Source organism: Janthinobacterium aquaticum (genome assembly GCF_009208565.1).
GTDB lineage: Bacteria > Pseudomonadota > Gammaproteobacteria > Burkholderiales > Burkholderiaceae_D > Janthinobacterium.
In genome coordinates this window covers 201,848-220,491 of the sequence record NZ_WFLK01000001.1, presented here as the reverse complement: position 1 = coordinate 220,491, position 18,644 = coordinate 201,848, and the positions used below count along the sequence as shown (strand labels likewise).

Genomic DNA, 18,644 nt, shown 5'->3' with positions numbered 1-18,644 from the left:
GCTGCCTTAGATCGGAAACGCGCCGGCGCCCGAGACGTTCAGGCAGGCCACCTTGTCGGTGGAAAAGTATTTGATTTGCCCCAGGCCGATGGCGTAAGCGCCGTCCCCTAGCGGCGTGATCGGTCCGGTCAGTTTTTCACCGCTGACCAGCGTTACCACCCACGGTGTGCTGTCCGGCTTGCCCGCATGCTGCAACGCCTGTTGTACCAGATCCGACATAGTGCCTCCAAGATGATGTTTTCCTCATCATAGCAGCGCTCTCGCCGTTCATGCGTCCGCCAGCAGATTCTTCGGCAGCGCCACCGAGGTCAGTTTCCAGCCCAACAGGCCATCGCGCTGCAAAGTCAGTTCGCCGATATGACTTTTGCTGTGCGTGCGCTGTACCACCACGCTGTTCCAGGAGGTGTAGTGCAGGGCGTAATCGGGTTTGTTGATGCGTTGACGACCGCTGACATCGCTGACTTTGGACAGCGGCTTTTCGTAGCGGTCATTGAGTTTCATCAGCGCGATCATGCCTTCGGGCATCAGCATGGTGTCGACCAGCGGCGCTACCACGGCCGGGCTGATATCGGCCGCCACGCCGGGAGCGGCAAACAGTTGCTGCAGTTGCCAGTTCAGGCTGGCGCGCAACTGGGCGCGGTCGACATGCGTCGCCAGCGCTTCGGTATCTTCTTCCATCGCGGCGGCGTGAATCTGGTTGATGGCCAGATACGGGCTGCCATACAACAGGCCGGCGGATATCGCCATGGCCAGTGCACCGAAAAACAGGACTCGTTTCATATTGAGATCTCTTTTCACGGCGCCTGGCGCCCGAGGTGCTGGCATCTTACATATTATTTCCTTAAATCAATATAGATTTTTAAGTAATTTTTGTTGTAAATCAATTCAAGTGCAATCAGAGCAGCTCTGCCGGCAAGCTCAGGTCCACCAGCCGCCAGTCCCAGACGCCATGCCGTTGCAGCAGGAAGCTGGTAGCCGATTTGCCCGCACCGGCGCGCCGCAGCACCACGTAATCCCATGAGTGGTACGCCAGGCGAAAGTCATGGCGCTCGCCGTCCGGTCCCAGCTTGCCATGCAGGATCAGGGTAGTCAGGCCCGGTGGCGAGACGATGGTGTCGAGCATTTCCTTGAGCTCCTCGGTGTCGCTTGTTTCACCAGCGGCCAGCAGCTGGCGTTGCACACTGGCGCGCACGGTAGGCAGGTCGGCGCGCTCGGCCAGCGTGGACAGCCGTACCGACTTGGCCGCCATGCTGAGGCGGTACATGGCAACATACGGGCTGACGTAGGTAAAGCCGATGGCGGCGACAGCAAAAATCGCAGCGGTGGCGTACTTTCTTTTCATGTTCAAGGGTCGATGATTGGTGCCGCCGTGATTTTACCCGGCCAGCTGCAGTTGCGGTGACAGATGGTGTAGCATGCGTGCCGGCGCGGCTGATTGTGCCGCATGCAATAACAAGGACAACCATGAATATTATTATTAACCCGCTGCTGCAGGCCTATGTCGACCCGCTGACCGAAAGCGAACACGCGGCGCTCGAGCGCAGTCTGCTGGCTGAAGGCTGCCGCGACGCGCTGGTGCTGTGGAACGATGTGCTGATCGACGGCCATAACCGTTATGCCATCTGCCAGCAGCACGGCATACCGTTCAGGACTATCCAGAATACCAGTTTTGAATCGATCGACGATGTGATGCTGTGGATGATCGACAATCACCTGGCGCGGCGCAGCGTGTCGGACTTCCAGCGCGGCGTGCTGGCGCTGCGCAAGAAGGAAATCGTGTCATCGCGCATGCCGTTGGCGGCCGCTCCTGACAGCGCCGAGCCAGCCGAAGGCGAGCGTGCGGCGCCCGCTACTGTCAAGCCTGCCATGAGCACGCGCGAAGAGGTGGCCCGTGCAGCGCGCCTGAGCAGCAACCAGATCAGCCAGATTGAAAAAATCCAGAAGGCCGCCGCGCCCGAGCTGGTCGAAGCGGTGCGCGCCGGCACCATTTCCATCAATGCGGCAGCCACGGTGGCCTCGCTGCCGCCTGAAGAGCAGGTGGCGGCGGTGGCCGGTGGCAAAAAATTGCTGCGTCAGGCAGCGAAAGAAATCCGCGAGCAGCGTGCCGCCTCGCGCCCACCGCGCGAACCGAAGACGCCACATGTGTCTCTGGATACGCCGGAAACCGGCGATGAACCGTGGGCAGCCAGTGCGGCCGCGCCGCCATCCGAAGTGGAACGCCTGCGCGACGAACTGGCCACCCTCAAACAGCGCGTGGCGCAGCTGCAAAAGGAAAACACGGCGCTCAATGAACGTATTGCCGTGCTGATCGATGCATCGTAATCGCAAGTCTGAATCATGCCCGCCGACGCGAAGCATGCGTAGGTCGGATTAGCGGCTGCAAGCCGCGTAATCCGACAAAGCCAGCGGCACAAGCGTATACGGGTCAAATTAGCGGCTGCAAGCCGCGTAATCCGACAAAGCCAGAGGCGCAAGCGCGTACGGGTCAATTAGCGGCTGCAAGCCGCGTAATCCGACGCCGCCGCCCACTCAGATCGCATCCAGCGCCGTACGCAAATCGTGGCGCAAGTCTTCCACATCCTCGATCCCCACCGACAGCCGGATCAGCCCATCGCCGATGCCCAGCCGGGCGCGCTGTTCGGCCGGAATGCTGGCATGCGTCATCAGGGCAGGGTGCTCGATCATGCTTTCCACGCCGCCCAGGCTTTCGGCCAGGGCAAACACCTGGCAGGTTTCCAGGAAGCGGCGCGCACCGGCCAGGTCGGTATCGAGGTCGATCGATATAATGCCGCCAAAGCCGTCCATCTGGCGCTGCGCCAGCGCATGCTGCGGGTGCGAGGCCAGCCCCGGATAAAATACGCTCTTGACTTCCTTCTGCTGCTCGAGCCAGTGCGCCAAGTCGAGTGCGCTCTGACAGTGGCGCTGCATGCGGATGGCCAGCGTCTTGACGCCACGCAGGGCCAGGAAGCTGTCGAACGGGCTGGCAATCGCGCCCACCGAGTTTTGCAGGAAGGCCAGCTGTTCGCGCCATTCGGCCTGCCGCTCTTCGGCGCCGACGATGGCGATGCCGCCGATCATATCGGAGTGGCCGTTCAGGTATTTGGTGGCCGAGTGCACGACGATATCAAAACCATGTTCGAGCGGACGCTGCACGAGCGGGCTGGCAAAGGTATTGTCGGCTACCGCAATAATGCCGCGTGCGCGGCAGATATCGGCAATCGCACGCAGGTCGGCCAGTTTGAGCATGGGGTTGGTCGGCGTTTCGACCCATACCATTTTCGTTTCCGGACGCAGCGCAGCGAGCAGGTTGTGCGGATTCGTCAGGTCGACATAGGTGAAATCGTGGCCGGCTGAGCGGCGCCGTACGCGCTCGAACAGGCGGTAGGTTCCGCCGTACATATCGTCGCCGGCAACGATATGGCTGCCGGCGTCAAGCAGTTCGAGCACGCTGGAAATGGCGGCCAGGCCCGAGGCGAACGCAAACGCGGCGCTGCCGCCTTCGAGGTCGGCCACGCAGCGCTCGAAGGCCCAGCGCGTGGGGTTGTGCGAGCGGCCGTAGTCGAGGCCCTTGTGGACGCCGGGGCTTTCCTGCACAAAGGTGGAGGTGGCGTAAATCGGCGGCATAATGGCGCCGGTCGATGGATCGGGCGACTGACCGGCATGGATTACGCGCGTGGCCAGGCTGCTTTTGCGGGTTGTCGGTGGGTTCAAGATAGCGTCCTGCGTAAATGGTTGAGGAGGTCGAAGCGTGTAATCAGGCCATAAAAGACGCCATGTTCGGCAATCACCGCCGTCAGGCCGCGCTCGAGCGTGGCGCGCAGCGCCGCCAGGCTGGCGGACGGCGCCAGTGTTTCCAGGGCGGTGGTCATGGTGTCGCCCACCAGGCCGGCAAAGTGGGCGGCGTCGCCCGAGACGTGCAGCAGCAGGTCCGATTCATCGATCATGCCGACCAGATTGCCGTCGTCCAGCACCGGCAGCTGCGCCAGGTCGCTGGCGCGCATGCGGTTAAAGGCAGTGAGCAAGGTGTCGCCGGGCGCCACGCTGACCACTTCGCCGTCGTCATGGCGCCGGCCGATCAGGTCGCGCAGGTCGCCCGAGACGCTGCGTTCAAGCAGGCCCTGGTCGCGCATCCAGCCGTCGTTGTAGACCTTCGACAGATAGCGGGTGCCGGTATCGCAGACAAATGTCACCACGCGTTTGGGCGTGCTCTGTTCGCGGCAGTACTTGAGCGCGGCCGCCAGCAGGGTGCCGGTCGAGGAGCCGCCCAGGATGCCTTCGGCACGCAGCAACTGGCGTGCGCTGTCGAAGCTTTCCTGGTCGCTGATGGTGTAGGCGCGGCGCACGCTGTCCATGTCGGCAATGGCGGGGATAAAGTCTTCGCCGATGCCTTCGACCGCCCACGAGCCGCTGGTGCCGGCCACCTTGCCCGATTCGATATACTCGGTCAGGATCGAGCCTTGCGGGTCGGCCAGCACGAACTCGAGCTGCGGCTGCACCTTGCGGAAATAGCGCGACAGGCCCGTCAGCGTGCCCGAAGAGCCCACGCCGACCACGATGGCGTCGACGTCATGGCCGCTTTGCTGCCAGATTTCCGGGCCGGTCGAGGTTTCATGCGCAAGCGGATTGGCCGGGTTGTTGAACTGGTCGGCAAAAAAGGCGCCCGGCAGTTCGCGCTCCAGGCGCGCCGCATAGTCCTGGTAATACTCGGGATTGCCCTTGCCCACGTCCGAGCGCGTGGTGTGCACCTCGGCGCCCAGCGCTTTGAGGTGCAGCACTTTTTCGGTCGACATCTTGTCGGGCACGACCAGGATCACGCGGTAGCCCTTGATACGCCCGACCAGCGCCAGGCCGATGCCGGTATTGCCGGCCGTCGCTTCGATGATGACGCCGCCCGGCAGCAGGCGGCCATCGGCTTCGGCAGCCTCGATAATCGACAGGCCGATGCGGTCCTTGATGGAGCCGCCCGGGTTCTGCGATTCGAGTTTCAGGAACAGCTGGCAAGGGCCGGTGTCGAGACGGGTGACTTCGATCAGCGGCGTATTGCCGATCAGCCGGAACAGCGCCGGGGCTTCGGTGCGGCCTGCCGGTGGGGATAAGGGCAGGTGAGGGTGTGCAAGGTCATTCATGATGGCTCCTGTCAGCGAAAACGGCGGCGCGCGATTGTGTCGCGGGCAGCTTTTCCGTGCAAAAGGGCGCAGTGTAGGCGCGTGCCTGCCGGCTGCGAACGAATGTTTATCTGCTAGCTTAGTCGCTTTTTGCATATGCTGGCGCGTCCGATCCGGTGCGCCTGAACGACTGCTTTGCAATTGACCTGCCGACGCCTATACTTGCGCTGCAGGCTGATGCCAGCTTGTGCATGCGGGATATCGCCCGATGCTGATTTTGTTCGTTTGGAGATTGTTTTGGCACGCCTTTGGTTCAGATATGCTGCGATGAACGCAGGCAAGACCAGCTCCCTGTTACAGGTGGCACATAATTATGAAGAAAACGGCGAGCAAGTCTTGCTGCTCACTTCAGCACTCGATGACCGTGATGGCCAGGGTGTGATTTCTTCCCGCATTGGCCTCAAGCGCGATGCGGAGACCTACAGCACGCGCACCGATTTCTCGGAGCGCTTGAAAGATGTCGATGTCGCCTGCGTGCTGATCGAAGAGGCCCAGTTCCTCACCGTCGAGCAAGTGCGCCAGCTGCATCGCTGGGTGCACACCAAAAATATTCCGGTCATGTGTTTTGGACTGCGATCCGATTTCAAGGGCGAGTCCTTTCCGGGGGCGGCAGCGCTGCTGACGCTGGCAGACAACCTGGAAGAAATCCGCACCGCCTGCCGTTGCGGCAAGAAGGCGACCATGAATATCCGTATCGACGAGAACGGTAACCGTGTGCAGGAAGGCCAGCAGGTCTTTATTGGTGGCAACAGCAGCTACCGGCAGGTGTGTGCCCGCTGCTTTTACAAATAAAAAGAGAGGTCGCGTAGGTCGGATTAGCGGGGCGAAGCCCCGCGTAATCCGACAACATTGTTGGCGTCAGCGGTCCGACAACATTGTTGACGTCAGCGGTGTTGTCGGATTACGGCCCGAAGGGCCTAATCCGACCTACGCATCAAACTGCTTTACAGCGCAATATCCGACACTTTTTTCACCGTGCCTGGCTGTGCGCTCGATGCAGCCGCCGGCACGATGCCGTCGAGGCTCGGTGAGGCGATCGCCAGTTGCAGGGTTTCTGCGGTGGCGGCCCATTCAGCGGCCAGCAGTTGCGGGTTTTCGTTGAGTTTCTGGCCGTAGGTCGGCACGATTTCACGAATCTTGCTTTGCCACGCTTCGGTTTTCATTTTGTCGGCAAACACTTTTTCCAGCAGCGACAGCATGATGGCCGGCGAGGTCGAGCCGCCTGGCGAAGCGCCCAGCAGGGCCGATACCGAACGGTCCTGCGACACCACCACTTCCGTACCCAGCTTCAGCTGGCCGCCTTTGCCCGGCACGTTCTTGATGATCTGCACGCGCTGGCCGGCCTGCCACAGGCGCCAGTCGCCGTCCTTGGCTTCAGGCATGTAGTGGCGCAGGGCCGCCATTTTTTCTTCTTTCGACAGTTCCAGCTGCTGCGCCAGGTATTTGACGAGCGAAAACTCGTTCATGCCGACCTGCAGTTGCGGAATGATGTTCGACGGCGTGGTGGCCTTGGCGATGTCGAAGTAGGAGCCGTTCTTGAGGAACTTGCTCGACCAGGTGGCAAACGGGCCAAACAGCAGCACGGTCTTGCCGTCAAGCACGCGGGTGTCCAGATGCGGCACCGACATCGGTGGCGAGCCGCTGTCGGCCAGGCCGTAAACCTTGGCCAGGTGGCGCGAGGCGATCTCGGGGTTTTCCGTGACCAGGAATTCGCCACCGACCGGGAAGCCGGCGTATTGCTTGGCTTCCGGAATGCCGGTCAGTTGCAGCAGTGGCAGCGCCGCGCCGCCGGCGCCGATAAAGATATGCTTGGCATCGACCGTCTGGATCTTCGATTTGTCGTTGATGTCGAAGGCCGACACGCGCCACGTGCCGTCGTCGTTGCGGGTAATCGAGCGCACTTCATGGCTGGTGGTGATTTTGACGCCCATGCCTTCGTTCAGGTGCTTGTAGAACTGGCGGGTAATGGCGCCCAGATTGACGTCGGTGCCCAGCGGCGAACGCGTGGCGGTCACGATTTCGCCTTCCTTGCGGCCTTCCATCATGATCGGAATCCACTTTTTGATCTGGACCGGATCGGTGGTCATTTCCATGCCGGCGAACAGTGGCGACGCTTTCAGTGCTTCGACGCGCTTGCGGATGAATTCGCGGTTTTCCTCGCCGAAGACCAGGTTCATATGCGGCGTCGAATTGATGAATTCGCGCGGATTGGCCAGCAGGCCCTTGCGGACCTGGTGCGACCAGAACTGGCGCGAGATCTGGAAGCTCTCGTTGATCTCGATGGCCTTGGTGATATGCACCTGGCCTTTGTCGTCCATCGGCGTGTAGTTCAGCTCGCACAGCGCCGAGTGGCCGGTGCCGGCATTGTTCCAGCCATTCGAGCTTTCTTCGGCGACCTTGTCGAGGCGCTCGAATACTTCAAATTTCCAGCCTGGTTCCAGTTCGGACAGGTAGACGCCCAGCGTGGCGCTCATGATGCCGCCGCCGATCAGCAGCACGTCCACCGCGCGGTCCGCCTTGTCGGCACGGTACTGGCGGCCCGACAGCGCCACGTAGCCGCCGCATGCTGCTGCTGCGCCCACTGCCACACCCATAAACTTACGCCTGGAGACGCCGCGGCCTTTGGTCGCGGTGGTTTTCTGTTGATCTGCTTGACTCATATACTACCTTCCGAAATATCAGATTAGCCGGGCAATGGCGGTTCAACCGTTCCTGCCACGGGTTCGCATCGTGGCAAAGGATCAGTTGCAAATTTCATTGCCCAGGCAAATAAATTACAAATCTTGCTGCCTCGCATTGAGCAGCATTTTTTCAAGTGCATGCTTGAGGGCCAGCGCTTCCTGCTCGCTGAAACCACTGAGCAGTTGTCCATAGACTTTCTGGATGGCCGCGGTGATTTGCGGGTACAGCGCGACGCCTTTTTCAGTCAATGTCACATTGACCTGGCGACGGTCTTCCAGATCGCGAACCTTGCGAACGATGCCTTTAGCCTCCATTCTATCAAGAAGTCGCGACATAGGTCCGGCCTCAATGCCGACTAGTTGACAATACTCATTGACAGTTCGAGCGCGTTCGCGTATGGCGCCTACCACCACAACATACTGTGACGCGGTCAGGTCGAGCGGCTGCATTTCCTTGTCCACGGCAGCAAAAAGAGCATTGCGGGTTTGGTTGATCAGGTAGCCAAGTTGCCCATTTTGTAGTTCTTCTACTATTTGCATGTGCTTCAATGTGATTCTCCACAATTGACGTATAAGACGAAATATGTTTGCTTGAGCAATTATATTCCACCAGGTCGTTATCGCTTGCATGGTTGCTGCTACGGCGACTGCAATGGGAGTGGAAGAACAGGGGATGGCGCGATAGTTGACAGCCGTCGTTTCCGGGCCGGACAGCGGTGTCGGCCCGGAAGTGTGATGGTCAAATGCGGTGGGCTTACTGGTGCAGCGTCACGGCGCGGGACGGGCTCAGCGTTGCCACCGTAAAGCGCGACACGATGCTGCGCAAGCCTTCGGCCTGGCTGGCCAGGGCGTGCGCCGCTGCCGAGGCCTGTTCGACCAGGGCGGCGTTTTGCTGGGTGACGTCGTCCATGCTGATAATGGCGGCATTGACCTGCTCGACGCCGGAGCGTTGTTCGACCGACGCCGCCACCACTTCACGCATCATGCCGCTGACGCAGTTGATCGACTGGGCAATCTCGGTCATTGATTGTCCTGCCTGGTTGACAGCGGCCGAGCCGATTTCAATGTCGGATACCGAACCCAGAATCAGGCTGCGAATTTCAAGCGATGCGGCAGCGCAGCGCTGGGACAGCGAGCGCACTTCGGTGGCAACAACGGCAAAACCACGCCCCTGTTCGCCTGCACGCGCCGCTTCCACGGCCGCGTTGAGCGCCAGGATATTGGTCTGGAAGGCAATCGCTTCAATGGTGCCGATCACCTCGGTCATGCGCTTGCTGCCATGCGATACTTTTTCCATTGCCGCAACCACGTTTTGCACCACCGCGCTGCCGGACGACGCCGTCTGAGAAGCGCGCTCCGACACCAACTGGCCTTGCCGTGCGTTCTCGCTGTTATTGCCGATGGTCGAGGTGATTTCTTCCATGCTGGCAGCGGTTTCCTCCAGCGACGATGCCTGCTCTTCGGTACGGCGCGACAGGTCGCTATTGCCGACTGCAATCTCGCCGGCGGCGTTGGCAATCGCATCGGCCGAGCCCTTGATGTCGCTGACCATCAGATTGAGCTTGACGCGCATTTCCTCGAGCGTCGCGATCAGGCTGTCTTTGGGCATGCGGGTGATGTCGACCGCCAGCGCCAGGTTGCCGTTGGCAATTTCGCGTGCAATGGCGCGCGCCTCATCCGGGTCGCCGCCGAGCTGGCGCATGGTGCTGCGCGTCAGGCGGAAACTGACCGTTACGCTGACCAGCAGGGCGACTACCACCAGCACCAGGATGGTGGAGTAGGTGCGCGCGGCGTTATTTTTTGCCGTGATGCTTGCTTCCTTGTTCAGGGCGATTTCCTTGTCTTTCAGGGCGATGGCGCTGCCGACCCACTGCCGCTGCAAGGGCCGCAGTTCGGTCAGGGCCAGTGCTGCGGCCAGCTCGGTCTGGTTCTCCAGCGCCGCCTGCAGCACCTTGTTCAGGGCAGGCATTGCGGCCTGCTCGTCCTGCTGCAGTTGCGCATACATGCGCTTTTCTTCGGCTGAGGTGCCAGTGTCCTGGTCCAGCATCTGGCCCAGTTTTCGCAGTGCATCGCGGTAGACAGCCTGCTGTTTTTTGATGCGGTCGGCTTCCTGCTGCATCAATTGGGGATCGGTAAACATGATGGTGTTGCGCAAGGCAATCATCTGGTCCTGTATGGCCACTTCCAGTTGCGAGGCGTACAGCATTTCCGGGGTGTTGACGTCGAGTGCATCGACGATATTGCGGTTCAGCGTTCTGACGCCATTGGTGCCTGCGGCGCCGATCAGCAGTGACAAGGCCATCAACAGCCCAAGGCTCAGCATCAGCCGGTTCTTTAACTTGAGTTTCATTTCGATTATCCTGTTAACTGTACTGTAGGTATAGTACAGTATTGATTAAAAGAAATGTTCATTGCAAATGAGAATTATCACCAATTGTTGCAGCAGTGTGGCTTTCCAGCCATAGTAGAATGTCGCTCATTACGTATAACTACTGACTTCAGATTTCATGACTACAGCCCACGGCGCGCGTGCCAGCAATCGTGATGCGCTTCTCGACGCGCTGGAACGCATTATTTCGGAAGGCAGCGTGCATGATGTAACGCTCGATGGCGTTGCTGCGCGTGCCGGCATCACCAAAGGCGGTTTGATTTATCACTTCAAGTCCAAGGAAATGCTGCTGCATGCGCTGGTCGAGCGCATGCGGATGCGGCTCGATGCGCATTGCGTCGATCCGGATATGAGTCCGCGCCTGGCGCTCAGGAAGTTCCTGATTGCACGCATTCATTACGCCTTTGCACTGAGCGCCCAGGAAAAGAAGGTGATGGCCAATTTGCTCGCGGCAGCGTCAAGCTATCCGGCGCTGATGGCGCCAGTCAAGGCGATGTATGAAGGTGGTGTCGAGGGGCTGGCCCGCGTCGAGGGCACCGCCGGCCTGGCGCTGTCGGTCTGGACGGCGCTCGATGGTTTTGTATTGCTGGAAATGCTGGGCGTGCGCCATTTCTCGGCGGCGGAGAAAGAGCAGATGAAAGCGCACCTGCTGCTGCAGGTCGAGCAGGGAATCGGCCTGGAAGACTGACTGAGCTTGTTTTAGTCGGCCACAGGCATGCCGACATCGGCATCATCGGACAAGGCCAGGTCGCCGCGCTCGTAGGCGGCCAGTACTTCTTTGGCCCGTTCAAGATCGCGTTCATGCACCAGCAGGCGCGCGCCGCCGATGGCTGGCGCCAGCAGCATGTCGGCCTGCATATGCTGGTCGTCGGTCAGGATGACATCCAGGCCGGCCGCTTCCAGGCAGCCGCGCATCAGGTGGGCGTCGGTGGGGATCATGATCCTGGCAAGCAGGCAATAATCATCGTACATTGCTACTCCACAGGTGTTGGTTGACGGCCCATCTTAGCATGGGACTTGGCAACCTAAAGTTTGAACACGCCCACCACGCGCGTCAGTTCCTGCGCCTGTTCCTGCAGTGCGTCGGCAGCTGCCGCCGCTTCCTCCACCAGCGCCGCGTTCTGCTGGGTCACCTGGTCCATCTGCGTAATGGCCTGGTTGACCTGGTCGATGCCGGCGCGCTGTTCTTCGCTGGCCTGCGCAATATCGGCCATCAGGGTGCTGACTTTCTGCACGCTGGCCACCACTTCGTCCATGGTGGCGCTGGCGGCGCTGACCTGCTTGTGGCCGAGGTCGACCGTGCTGGTGGAGGCGTCGATCAGATCCTTGATGTCCTTGGCGGCGGCTGTCGAGCGTTGCGCCAGGGTGCGCACTTCGGTGGCGACCACGGCAAAGCCGCGGCCCTGTTCGCCGGCGCGCGCCGCTTCCACGGCCGCATTGAGGGCCAGGATATTGGTCTGGAAGGCAATGCCATCGATCACCCCGATAATATCGGCAATGCGCGCCGACGAGGCGCGGATGGCGTCCATGGTGCTGCTGACCTGCGCCACGGCTTCGCCGCCCTGGGCTGCCACGCCGGACGAGGCGCGCGCCAGGCTGTTGGCCTGCTGGGCATGTTCCACGTTCTGGCGTACGGTCGAACTCAGTTCTTCCATCGACGCTGCCGTTTCTTCGAGCGAGCTGGCCTGTTCTTCGGTGCGGCTCGACAGGTCCAGATTGCCGCTGGCAATTTCACTTGATGCAGTGGCGATCTGGCTGGCGCTGCCGCGTACCTGGCCCACCACGGCCGACAGGTTGTCGCTGATGCTGTTCATGGCGCGCAGCAATCGGCCGATCTCGTCTTCACTGGTGGTGTCCAGGTGTACCGTCAGGTCGCCGCCGGCAATTTGCGCCGCAGCCGCTTCGGCCTTGCCCAGCGGACGCGTGACCAGCGTACGCACCAGCAGATACAGCAATACGGCAAACACCAGCAGCGAAATCAGGCCGAACAGGGCCAGCTGGTTGCGCAGACTGCGTGCTTCTTCGGTAATTTCATCGGTAAAGGTGCCACCGGCAATCAGCCAGTTCCAGTCCTTGAAATGGCGATAGTACAGCTGCTTTTCTCGCGCGCTGGCAGCCGTTTCGCCAGGTGCGGTCCAGGTGTAGCGGATGTCGCCGTTCTTTTTCTCCAGCATTTCCTGGATAAACAGGCGGCCATCGGACGCCTTGAACTCCAGTGCGCTCTTGCCTTCGCTGTTTGGGTGGAGTACCAGGTTGCCATAATTAGGGCCCTTGGCGGTGTCGACTATATAGATATAGCCGGTCTTGCCGATCTTGATCTGGCGGATTTTGTCTTTCAGCATCGCCATGTTCTTGCTGATATCGAGGCCGATAAACAGCACGCCGACCACCTTGCCGGCCTTGTCGCGCACCAGGTCGTACTGGGTAATGAAGGGTTTACCGAACAGGTTGGCAATGCCGACATACGATTTGCCGGCGCGCAGCTGCGCATAGCTGGGGTGGGCATGGTCGAGCATGGTGCCGACGGCGCGCTCACCATCCTGTTTCTTGAGTGAGGTGCTGATGCGTACGAAGTCGCCGCCATCGGCAGCAAAGATGGTGGCCACGACGCCGGTTTTCTCCAGGAACTGGTCGACGATGGAGGTGTCCAGGTTGAGCACCATGCTGCCGTTGGCCAGCGCCGGCGTGGCCTTGCCGGCGACATCGACCTTGTTGGCGGTGTCGATGGTAAAGGCGGCCGGCAGTTCGCTGGCGAACAGGCGGGCAAACGTGCCAGCCTCGTTGACCATCGCCGTATTGAACACTTCGGTAGTGGTCATTACGCTGTCGAGTTCACTGATGACTGCCGCTTCGGCACGCTGCTCCAGCACGCGCGACGTCACCGTGCCGATCAGCACGGCCAGGCTGACCAGAATCAGGCTCACCAGTGCAAACGTAAAGATGGTGATTTTGCCGCCGACGCTCCAGTGGCGCGGCTGTATTGAAAATTTCTTCATGATGAATTGTATAAATAATAAATATCAATGCAGCGCGCACGCGCAGATCGCCTAGCCGCATGATCAGGGGAGCGAGGCTGAAGGAGTAACCGTTGGTGCGGATGGCGCTGGAAAAAGGGTAGGGCTGACCGGAAGCTGTGAATACAGGACGGCGTCGGGGTCATCATATCATGTAACCCACAAATTATTTCTTTTTGCAATGATAAAGGTCAATAAATTCAATAACTTGTGATAAATATTATCTGGCTTGCCACGGCTTTTTTATATTTTTTGTATGCTTTACTTCGGTTTATACGTAGTTGTCTTATGACATGGGACTGTGCATGGTGATTGTTTCAGTTTGTAATGAATATGCGCGCCGCTTTAACAAGCGCTTAAGCTTCTGGGGAGAAACTCCATTTCCATCAGAGACCCATGCTGTGTATCCTGCGCTGTGTATCCTGTAGAATAACTTCAGACCAGTCGCCATCTCACTGTAGTCATGGCTGGCGCCATAGCATTTGCGCCGCCTGCAACTGTATAAACAATTTTCGGAGAAGCCGATGAAGAAGCAAATGATTTTGGCCACACTGGTCATGGCGCTGAGCGCGCAAGTTGGCGCGGCCCAGGCCGACAAGAGCGCCGCGCCTACGCCGCCGATGAAGCCGCTGGCCCAGCAGACCCAGGCTGCGCTGTGGGCTTCGCGCGTGCTGTCGCGCTATCACTACAAGGCGACTCCACTGGACGACGCCATGTCGGAGAAGATTTTTGACCGCTATTTCAAGTCGCTCGACGGTGAAAAGCTGTTTTTCGTGCAGGCCGATATCGACCGCTTTGCGCCGCTGCGCACCAAGCTTGACGACGCCATCAACAATGAAGACCTGACGGCGCCGTTCGCCATCTATAACCTGTACCAGCAGCGTTTCGACGAGCGCATGGCCTATGCGCGCGAACTGCTGAAAACCAAATTCGATTTCTCGTCCGACGAGAGCTACCAGATCGACCGTGAAAAAGCCGCCTGGCCGAAGAACGAAGACGAAGTGCGCGATCTGTGGCGCAAGCGCGTCAAGAACGACTGGCTGCGCCTGAAACTGGCCGGCAAGGACGACAAGGGCATCCGCGAGACGCTCGACAAGCGCTATGAAAGCTACACCACGCGCTCGCGCAAGCTCAACAATGAAGACGTGTTCCAGATCTTCATGAACGCCTACGCCATGTCGATCGAGCCGCATACCAATTACCTGGGCCCGCGCGCGTCGGAAAACTTCGATATCGCCATGCGCCTGTCGTTGGAAGGCATCGGTGCGGTGCTGCAGACGCGCGACGAATACACGGTGGTGCGCGAAGTGGTGCCGGGCAGCCCGGCCGGTTTGTCAGGCAAGGTCAAGGTGGGCGACCGTATCGTCGGCGTGGGGCAGGGCGACAGCGGCCCGATTACCGAAGTGCTGGGCATGCGCATCGACGACGTGGTGCAGCTGATCCGCGGCGCCAAGGATTCGACCGTGCGCCTCGATATCCTGCCGGCCGACGCCGGTCCGGACGCCAAGCATACGGTGGTCTCGCTGGTGCGCAAGAAAATCAGCATGGAAGAGCAGGCTGCCAAGAAATCGATTATCGAAGTGCGCGACAACGGCGTGAAGCGCCGCATCGGCGTCATTTCGCTGCCGACCTTCTACCAGGACTTCGAGGCGCGCCGCCGTGGCGACAAGGACTTCAAGAGCGCCACGCGCGACGTGACCCGCCTGCTGACCGAGCTGAAAAAAGAGAAGGTCGACAATGTGCTGATCGACCTGCGCAATAACGGCGGCGGTTCGCTGACCGAGGCGGTCGAGCTGACCGGCCTGTTTATCGACAAGGGCCCGGTGGTGATGCAGCGCAATGCCGAAGGCAAGGTCGATATCGAAAGCGACACCAACGCCGGCCTGGCCTGGGATGGCCCGATGGGCGTGCTGATCAACCGTGGTTCGGCTTCGGCGTCGGAGATTTTTGCCGCCGCCATCCAGGACTACGGTCGGGGCCTGGTGATTGGCGAGGGCAGTTTCGGCAAGGGCACCGTGCAAACGCTGCTCAACCTGGACCGCTTCGGCGGCAGCGACAAGGCGCGCCTGGGCGAACTGAAGATGACGATTGCGCAGTTCTTCCGCATCAACGGCGGCACCACCCAGCTGCGCGGCGTGACGCCCGACATCAAGCTGCCGAGCATGGCGGATACGGAAAACTTCGGTGAATCCAGCTACGACAACGCATTGCCGTGGGTGCAGATCAAGCCGGCGCCATTCGTTGCCACTGGCGACTTGAAGGAAATCGTGCCGCTGCTCGACAAGAAACATGAAGCGCGGGTGGCCAAGGACAAGGACTTCCAGTATCTGCAGGACGATATTGCGCTGGTGGTCAAGCAGCGCAAGGACAATATGCTGTCGCTCAACGAAACCGTGCGCCGCAAGGAGCGTGACGCCCAGGAAGCGCGCGCCAAGGCACGTGAAAAACGGTTGATCGCGCAAATTTCCAATCCGTCCGACGATCTGGTGGTGATTCCTGATCCGAAAGATGTATTGAAAGGCGCCAAGGCCGCCAGCAAAACGGCCAAGCAGATCGCCGCCGTCAAGGGCGCGCTGCGCACCGACGATGGCCTGCAGGGCGACGAGCGCGCTCTGAGCGCGGAACTGGACGCGGAAACGGCCGCCAAGAGCGCCAAGGATGTGCTGCTCAACGAAACGGCGCGCATCCTGGCCGATGAAGTTACGCTGATTAAGGGTGATACGCGCCTGGCAGCGAAGGTGCTGCCGTATGGCGCCGATACCAAGGCAACACCGGTGGCGGCGACCAAGTAGGTCGGATTAGGCCCTTCGGGCCGTAATCCGACAACATTGTTGGCTCCTGACTAGAGTGTCGGATTACGGCCTGCGGCCTAATCCGACCTACGCCACAGGTGCGAATTTGACGCTATTGGTCATTCCACCATTATGCGCCAGCCGCATTTCTGTTATTGCCACAAACAATTGGCAGCCGATTGCGCAATGCAGCATAATTGATCTGTCTCCTCTATTCTCCTCCAAGAAAATAGATTCAGCCCGCTCCTGTAGCGGGCTTTTTTTTTAGCCGGGCAATTGCACATCGGGGTTTTGCGCCAGCAGTTCGGTTAGCCAATTGGCAAAGGCGCGCACCTTGGGTACGGCCAGCCGTCCTTGCGGTGTCAGCAGCGACATGGCCATCGGCGTGGGCGGATAATCGGCCAGCACCGCCACCAGCGCGCCGCTGTCCAGGTGCTCGCGCACCTGGTACAGCGCGGCCTGCGCCAGTCCCAGCCCCTGCAGCGCGCAGGTGACGTTGGCGTCGGCATCGCTGACCGCCAGCGGCCCCTTCATCTGTACCCGCAATACCTGGCCTTCGTGCAGGAAATCCCAGTCGAATGCGCGTCCGCTGCGGCCCGAGAAATGCATGATGCCGCTGTGCATAGCCAGGTCGGCGATCGTGTGCGGCGTGCCGCGCCGGGCCAGATAGGCCGGTGCGGCGCAGGTGACGAAACGCATGCTGCCGATGCGCTTGCCGATCATGGCTGAATCTTGCAACTCGCCCACCCGCAGCGCGCAGTCGATGCCTTCCCCGGTCAGGTCGACCAGGCTGTCGGTCAGGCCGACGTGCAACTGTACGTCCGGATACTGCGCATGAAACTGACCGATATGCGGCAGCACCAGTTGGCGCCCGACCGTGCCGGGCAGGTTGATGCGCAGCAGGCCGCGCGGCTTGTTGGCCTCCGGGCCGATAAAGGCCAGCTCCGATGCCTCCACCGCACCCAGAATGGCGATGCAATCGCGGAAATAGTCGGCGCCATCGGGCGTCAGCGACAGGCGGCGCGTGGTGCGCTGCAGCAGCTGGGCTCCCAGGTAGGCTTCCAGTTTTTGCAGCGTCGCCGTCAGCGCCGCACGCGGCAGGCCCAGCGTTTCGGCGGCCTTGGAAAAGCTGTTGGCTTCGACAATGCGCACGAACGTCTGCATGGCCTTGATCTTGTCCATGGCAACTCCCTGGGATTGTTCATATAAAGTGAAAAGTATAGCCGACTGGTCGCGTAATGATTTAATCGTTGACTATGCCTACAATGGCTTATCTACTTTTTCAACGAGGAAATAAAATGAACAAGGCCTCTTCACACACCCGCAGCACCGCTGCCGGAGCGGATGCGCAGTCCGATATTTCGTCCGGCATGGTGCTGCTGCTGGCCATTGCCTGCGGCCTGATTGTTGCCAATCTGTATTATGCGCAGACGCTGGTCGGCCCGATCAGCGCCGCCACCGGCCTGTCGGCCAAGGCGGCCGGCCTGATCGTGACGCTGACCCAGATCGGCTACACGCTGGGCCTGCTGTTCGTGGTGCCGCTGGCCGATCTGCTGGAAAATCGCCGCCTGATCATCACCGGCCTGCTGGTGACCGCCGTGGCCCTGCTGGTGGCTGCGCTCAGTACCGGCGCCATCGTGTTCCTGGCCGCTGCGCTGGCCATCGGCCTGGGTTCGGTGGCGGCGCAGGTGATCGTGCCGTTTGCTGCGCACCTGTCCAAGGAAGCCACGCGCGGCAGGGCGGTGGGCAAGGTGGTCAGCGGCTTGTTGCTGGGCATTATGCTGGCCCGTCCGGCCGCCTCGCTGATTGCTGCCCATGCCAGCTGGCATGTGGTGTTTGGCGGCGCTGCCGTGCTGATGATTGCGCTGGCGCTGGTGCTGCGCCGTGCGCTGCCGGTACGCCAGCCGGTGTCGAGCATGACCTATCCGAAACTGATGGCTTCGCTCTGGCATCTGCTGACCGGTACCCCGGTGCTGCGCCGCCGCGCCGCCTACCATGCCGGCCTGTTCGGCGCCTTCAGCCTGTTCTGGACCGTCACGCCGCTGGTGCTGGCCAGCCCTGAGTTCGGTCTGTCGCAAACCGGCATCGCCATCTTTGCGCTGGTCGGCATGGCTGGTGCCGTGGCCTCGCCGATTGCAGGCCATCTGGCCGACAGCGGCCATACCTTGCCGGCCACGGCTGCGGCACTGGTGCTGGGCGCGGTGGCTTTTGCGCTGCCGATGTTTGCGCCGCAGTCGCATGCCCTGGCGCTGGGCCTGCTGGTGGCCGCTTCCATCGTGCTCGACATGGGCGTGGCCGCCAACCTGGTACTGGGCCAGCGCGCCATCTTCAGCCTGGCGCCTGAAGTGCGTGGCCGCCTGAACGGCCTGTATTTCGCGCTGTTCTTTGCCGGCGGTGCCGTCGGCTCAGCCGTCGGCGCCTGGGTGTATGCAAGCTACGGCTGGCATGCCGCCCTGCTGACCGGCATGGCGTTCCCTGGCCTGGCCCTGCTGTACTGGCTTGGCGAGTTGCGTCCTGGCGCAACGGGCCGTACCGCCTGACAGCCATATCGCGTCATTATCACCACTGTGAATTTCAACCATCATGAATATAAAGTGGTTTTA

At 60.6% G+C, this 18,644-nt stretch carries 16 protein-coding genes; 5 read left to right on the top strand and 11 right to left on the bottom strand.

Features of this window, described 5'->3' with window-relative positions:
* Positions 1-6: 6 nt before the first annotated feature.
* The 3 genes from GCM43_RS00955 to GCM43_RS00945 form a co-directional block, all read right to left on the bottom strand.
* Positions 7-219: a hypothetical protein gene (locus GCM43_RS00955; RefSeq protein ID WP_152241641.1), complete on the bottom strand. Its 213-nt coding sequence runs from the start codon at positions 217-219 to the stop codon at positions 7-9.
* Between the two features lie 48 nt (positions 220-267).
* The gene (locus GCM43_RS00950; protein WP_193315491.1) at positions 268-780 is read right to left on the bottom strand and encodes a DUF2939 domain-containing protein; all 513 of its coding nucleotides are present in this window, start codon (positions 778-780) and stop codon (positions 268-270) included.
* Between the two features lie 115 nt (positions 781-895).
* Complete coding sequence (locus tag GCM43_RS00945) at positions 896-1,342, bottom strand: DUF2939 domain-containing protein (RefSeq protein WP_152241639.1); 447 nt, start codon at positions 1,340-1,342, stop codon at positions 896-898.
* A 122-nt stretch (positions 1,343-1,464) separates the two neighbouring features.
* On the opposite strand from GCM43_RS00945, the gene GCM43_RS00940 reads away from it, so the two are divergent.
* Complete coding sequence (locus tag GCM43_RS00940) at positions 1,465-2,322, top strand: hypothetical protein (protein ID WP_152241638.1); 858 nt, start codon at positions 1,465-1,467, stop codon at positions 2,320-2,322.
* Positions 2,323-2,529: 207 nt separating this feature from the next.
* Here GCM43_RS00940 and GCM43_RS00935 read toward each other — a convergent pair whose 3' ends face one another.
* Positions 2,530-3,711: a trans-sulfuration enzyme family protein gene (locus tag GCM43_RS00935; RefSeq protein WP_152241637.1), complete on the bottom strand. Its 1,182-nt coding sequence runs from the start codon at positions 3,709-3,711 to the stop codon at positions 2,530-2,532.
* Complete coding sequence (locus GCM43_RS00930) at positions 3,708-5,126, bottom strand: pyridoxal-phosphate dependent enzyme (protein ID WP_193315490.1); 1,419 nt, start codon at positions 5,124-5,126, stop codon at positions 3,708-3,710. Before GCM43_RS00930 ends, GCM43_RS00935 begins: the two co-directional genes overlap by 4 nt.
* Before the next feature lie 216 nt (positions 5,127-5,342).
* Between GCM43_RS00930 and GCM43_RS00925 the strand changes: the two genes are divergently transcribed.
* Positions 5,343-5,957 (top strand): thymidine kinase, encoded by a 615-nt coding sequence (locus GCM43_RS00925; protein WP_319636928.1) that lies wholly within the window; start codon positions 5,343-5,345, stop codon positions 5,955-5,957.
* Positions 5,958-6,109: 152 nt separating this feature from the next.
* Here GCM43_RS00925 and mqo read toward each other — a convergent pair whose 3' ends face one another.
* From mqo to GCM43_RS00910, 3 genes are all read right to left on the bottom strand, one after another.
* On the bottom strand, positions 6,110-7,825 hold the full coding sequence (mqo, locus tag GCM43_RS00920; protein ID WP_152241636.1) for a malate dehydrogenase (quinone): 1,716 nt from the start codon (positions 7,823-7,825) through the stop codon (positions 6,110-6,112).
* Positions 7,826-7,939: 114 nt separating this feature from the next.
* Entirely contained in the window at positions 7,940-8,386 is a 447-nt protein-coding gene (locus GCM43_RS00915) for a MarR family winged helix-turn-helix transcriptional regulator (protein ID WP_193315489.1), read from the bottom strand.
* Positions 8,387-8,600: 214 nt separating this feature from the next.
* The gene (locus GCM43_RS00910) at positions 8,601-10,196 is read right to left on the bottom strand and encodes a methyl-accepting chemotaxis protein (protein WP_152241634.1); all 1,596 of its coding nucleotides are present in this window, start codon (positions 10,194-10,196) and stop codon (positions 8,601-8,603) included.
* A 157-nt stretch (positions 10,197-10,353) separates the two neighbouring features.
* Between GCM43_RS00910 and GCM43_RS00905 the strand changes: the two genes are divergently transcribed.
* Complete coding sequence (locus tag GCM43_RS00905) at positions 10,354-10,923, top strand: TetR/AcrR family transcriptional regulator (RefSeq protein WP_152241633.1); 570 nt, start codon at positions 10,354-10,356, stop codon at positions 10,921-10,923.
* A gap of 11 nt (positions 10,924-10,934) precedes the next feature.
* Here GCM43_RS00905 and GCM43_RS00900 read toward each other — a convergent pair whose 3' ends face one another.
* Positions 10,935-11,207, bottom strand: coding sequence for a putative signal transducing protein (locus tag GCM43_RS00900; protein ID WP_152241632.1), 273 nt, complete (start codon positions 11,205-11,207; stop codon positions 10,935-10,937).
* 53 nt (positions 11,208-11,260) lie between these two features.
* Positions 11,261-13,231: a methyl-accepting chemotaxis protein gene (locus tag GCM43_RS00895; RefSeq protein ID WP_193315488.1), complete on the bottom strand. Its 1,971-nt coding sequence runs from the start codon at positions 13,229-13,231 to the stop codon at positions 11,261-11,263.
* Between the two features lie 542 nt (positions 13,232-13,773).
* Here GCM43_RS00895 and GCM43_RS00890 point away from each other — a divergent pair.
* Positions 13,774-16,041 carry a carboxy terminal-processing peptidase gene (locus GCM43_RS00890; RefSeq protein ID WP_152241631.1) on the top strand — a complete coding sequence of 756 codons (2,268 nt, stop codon included), beginning with the start codon at positions 13,774-13,776 and terminating at the stop codon, positions 16,039-16,041.
* A gap of 264 nt (positions 16,042-16,305) precedes the next feature.
* Here GCM43_RS00890 and GCM43_RS00885 read toward each other — a convergent pair whose 3' ends face one another.
* Positions 16,306-17,223, bottom strand: a complete 918-nt coding sequence (locus tag GCM43_RS00885) for a LysR family transcriptional regulator (protein WP_152241630.1) — start codon at positions 17,221-17,223, stop codon at positions 16,306-16,308.
* A gap of 116 nt (positions 17,224-17,339) precedes the next feature.
* On the opposite strand from GCM43_RS00885, the gene GCM43_RS00880 reads away from it, so the two are divergent.
* Positions 17,340-18,581 carry an MFS transporter gene (locus GCM43_RS00880; RefSeq protein ID WP_152241629.1) on the top strand — a complete coding sequence of 414 codons (1,242 nt, stop codon included), beginning with the start codon at positions 17,340-17,342 and terminating at the stop codon, positions 18,579-18,581.
* Positions 18,582-18,644: the final 63 nt, after the last annotated feature.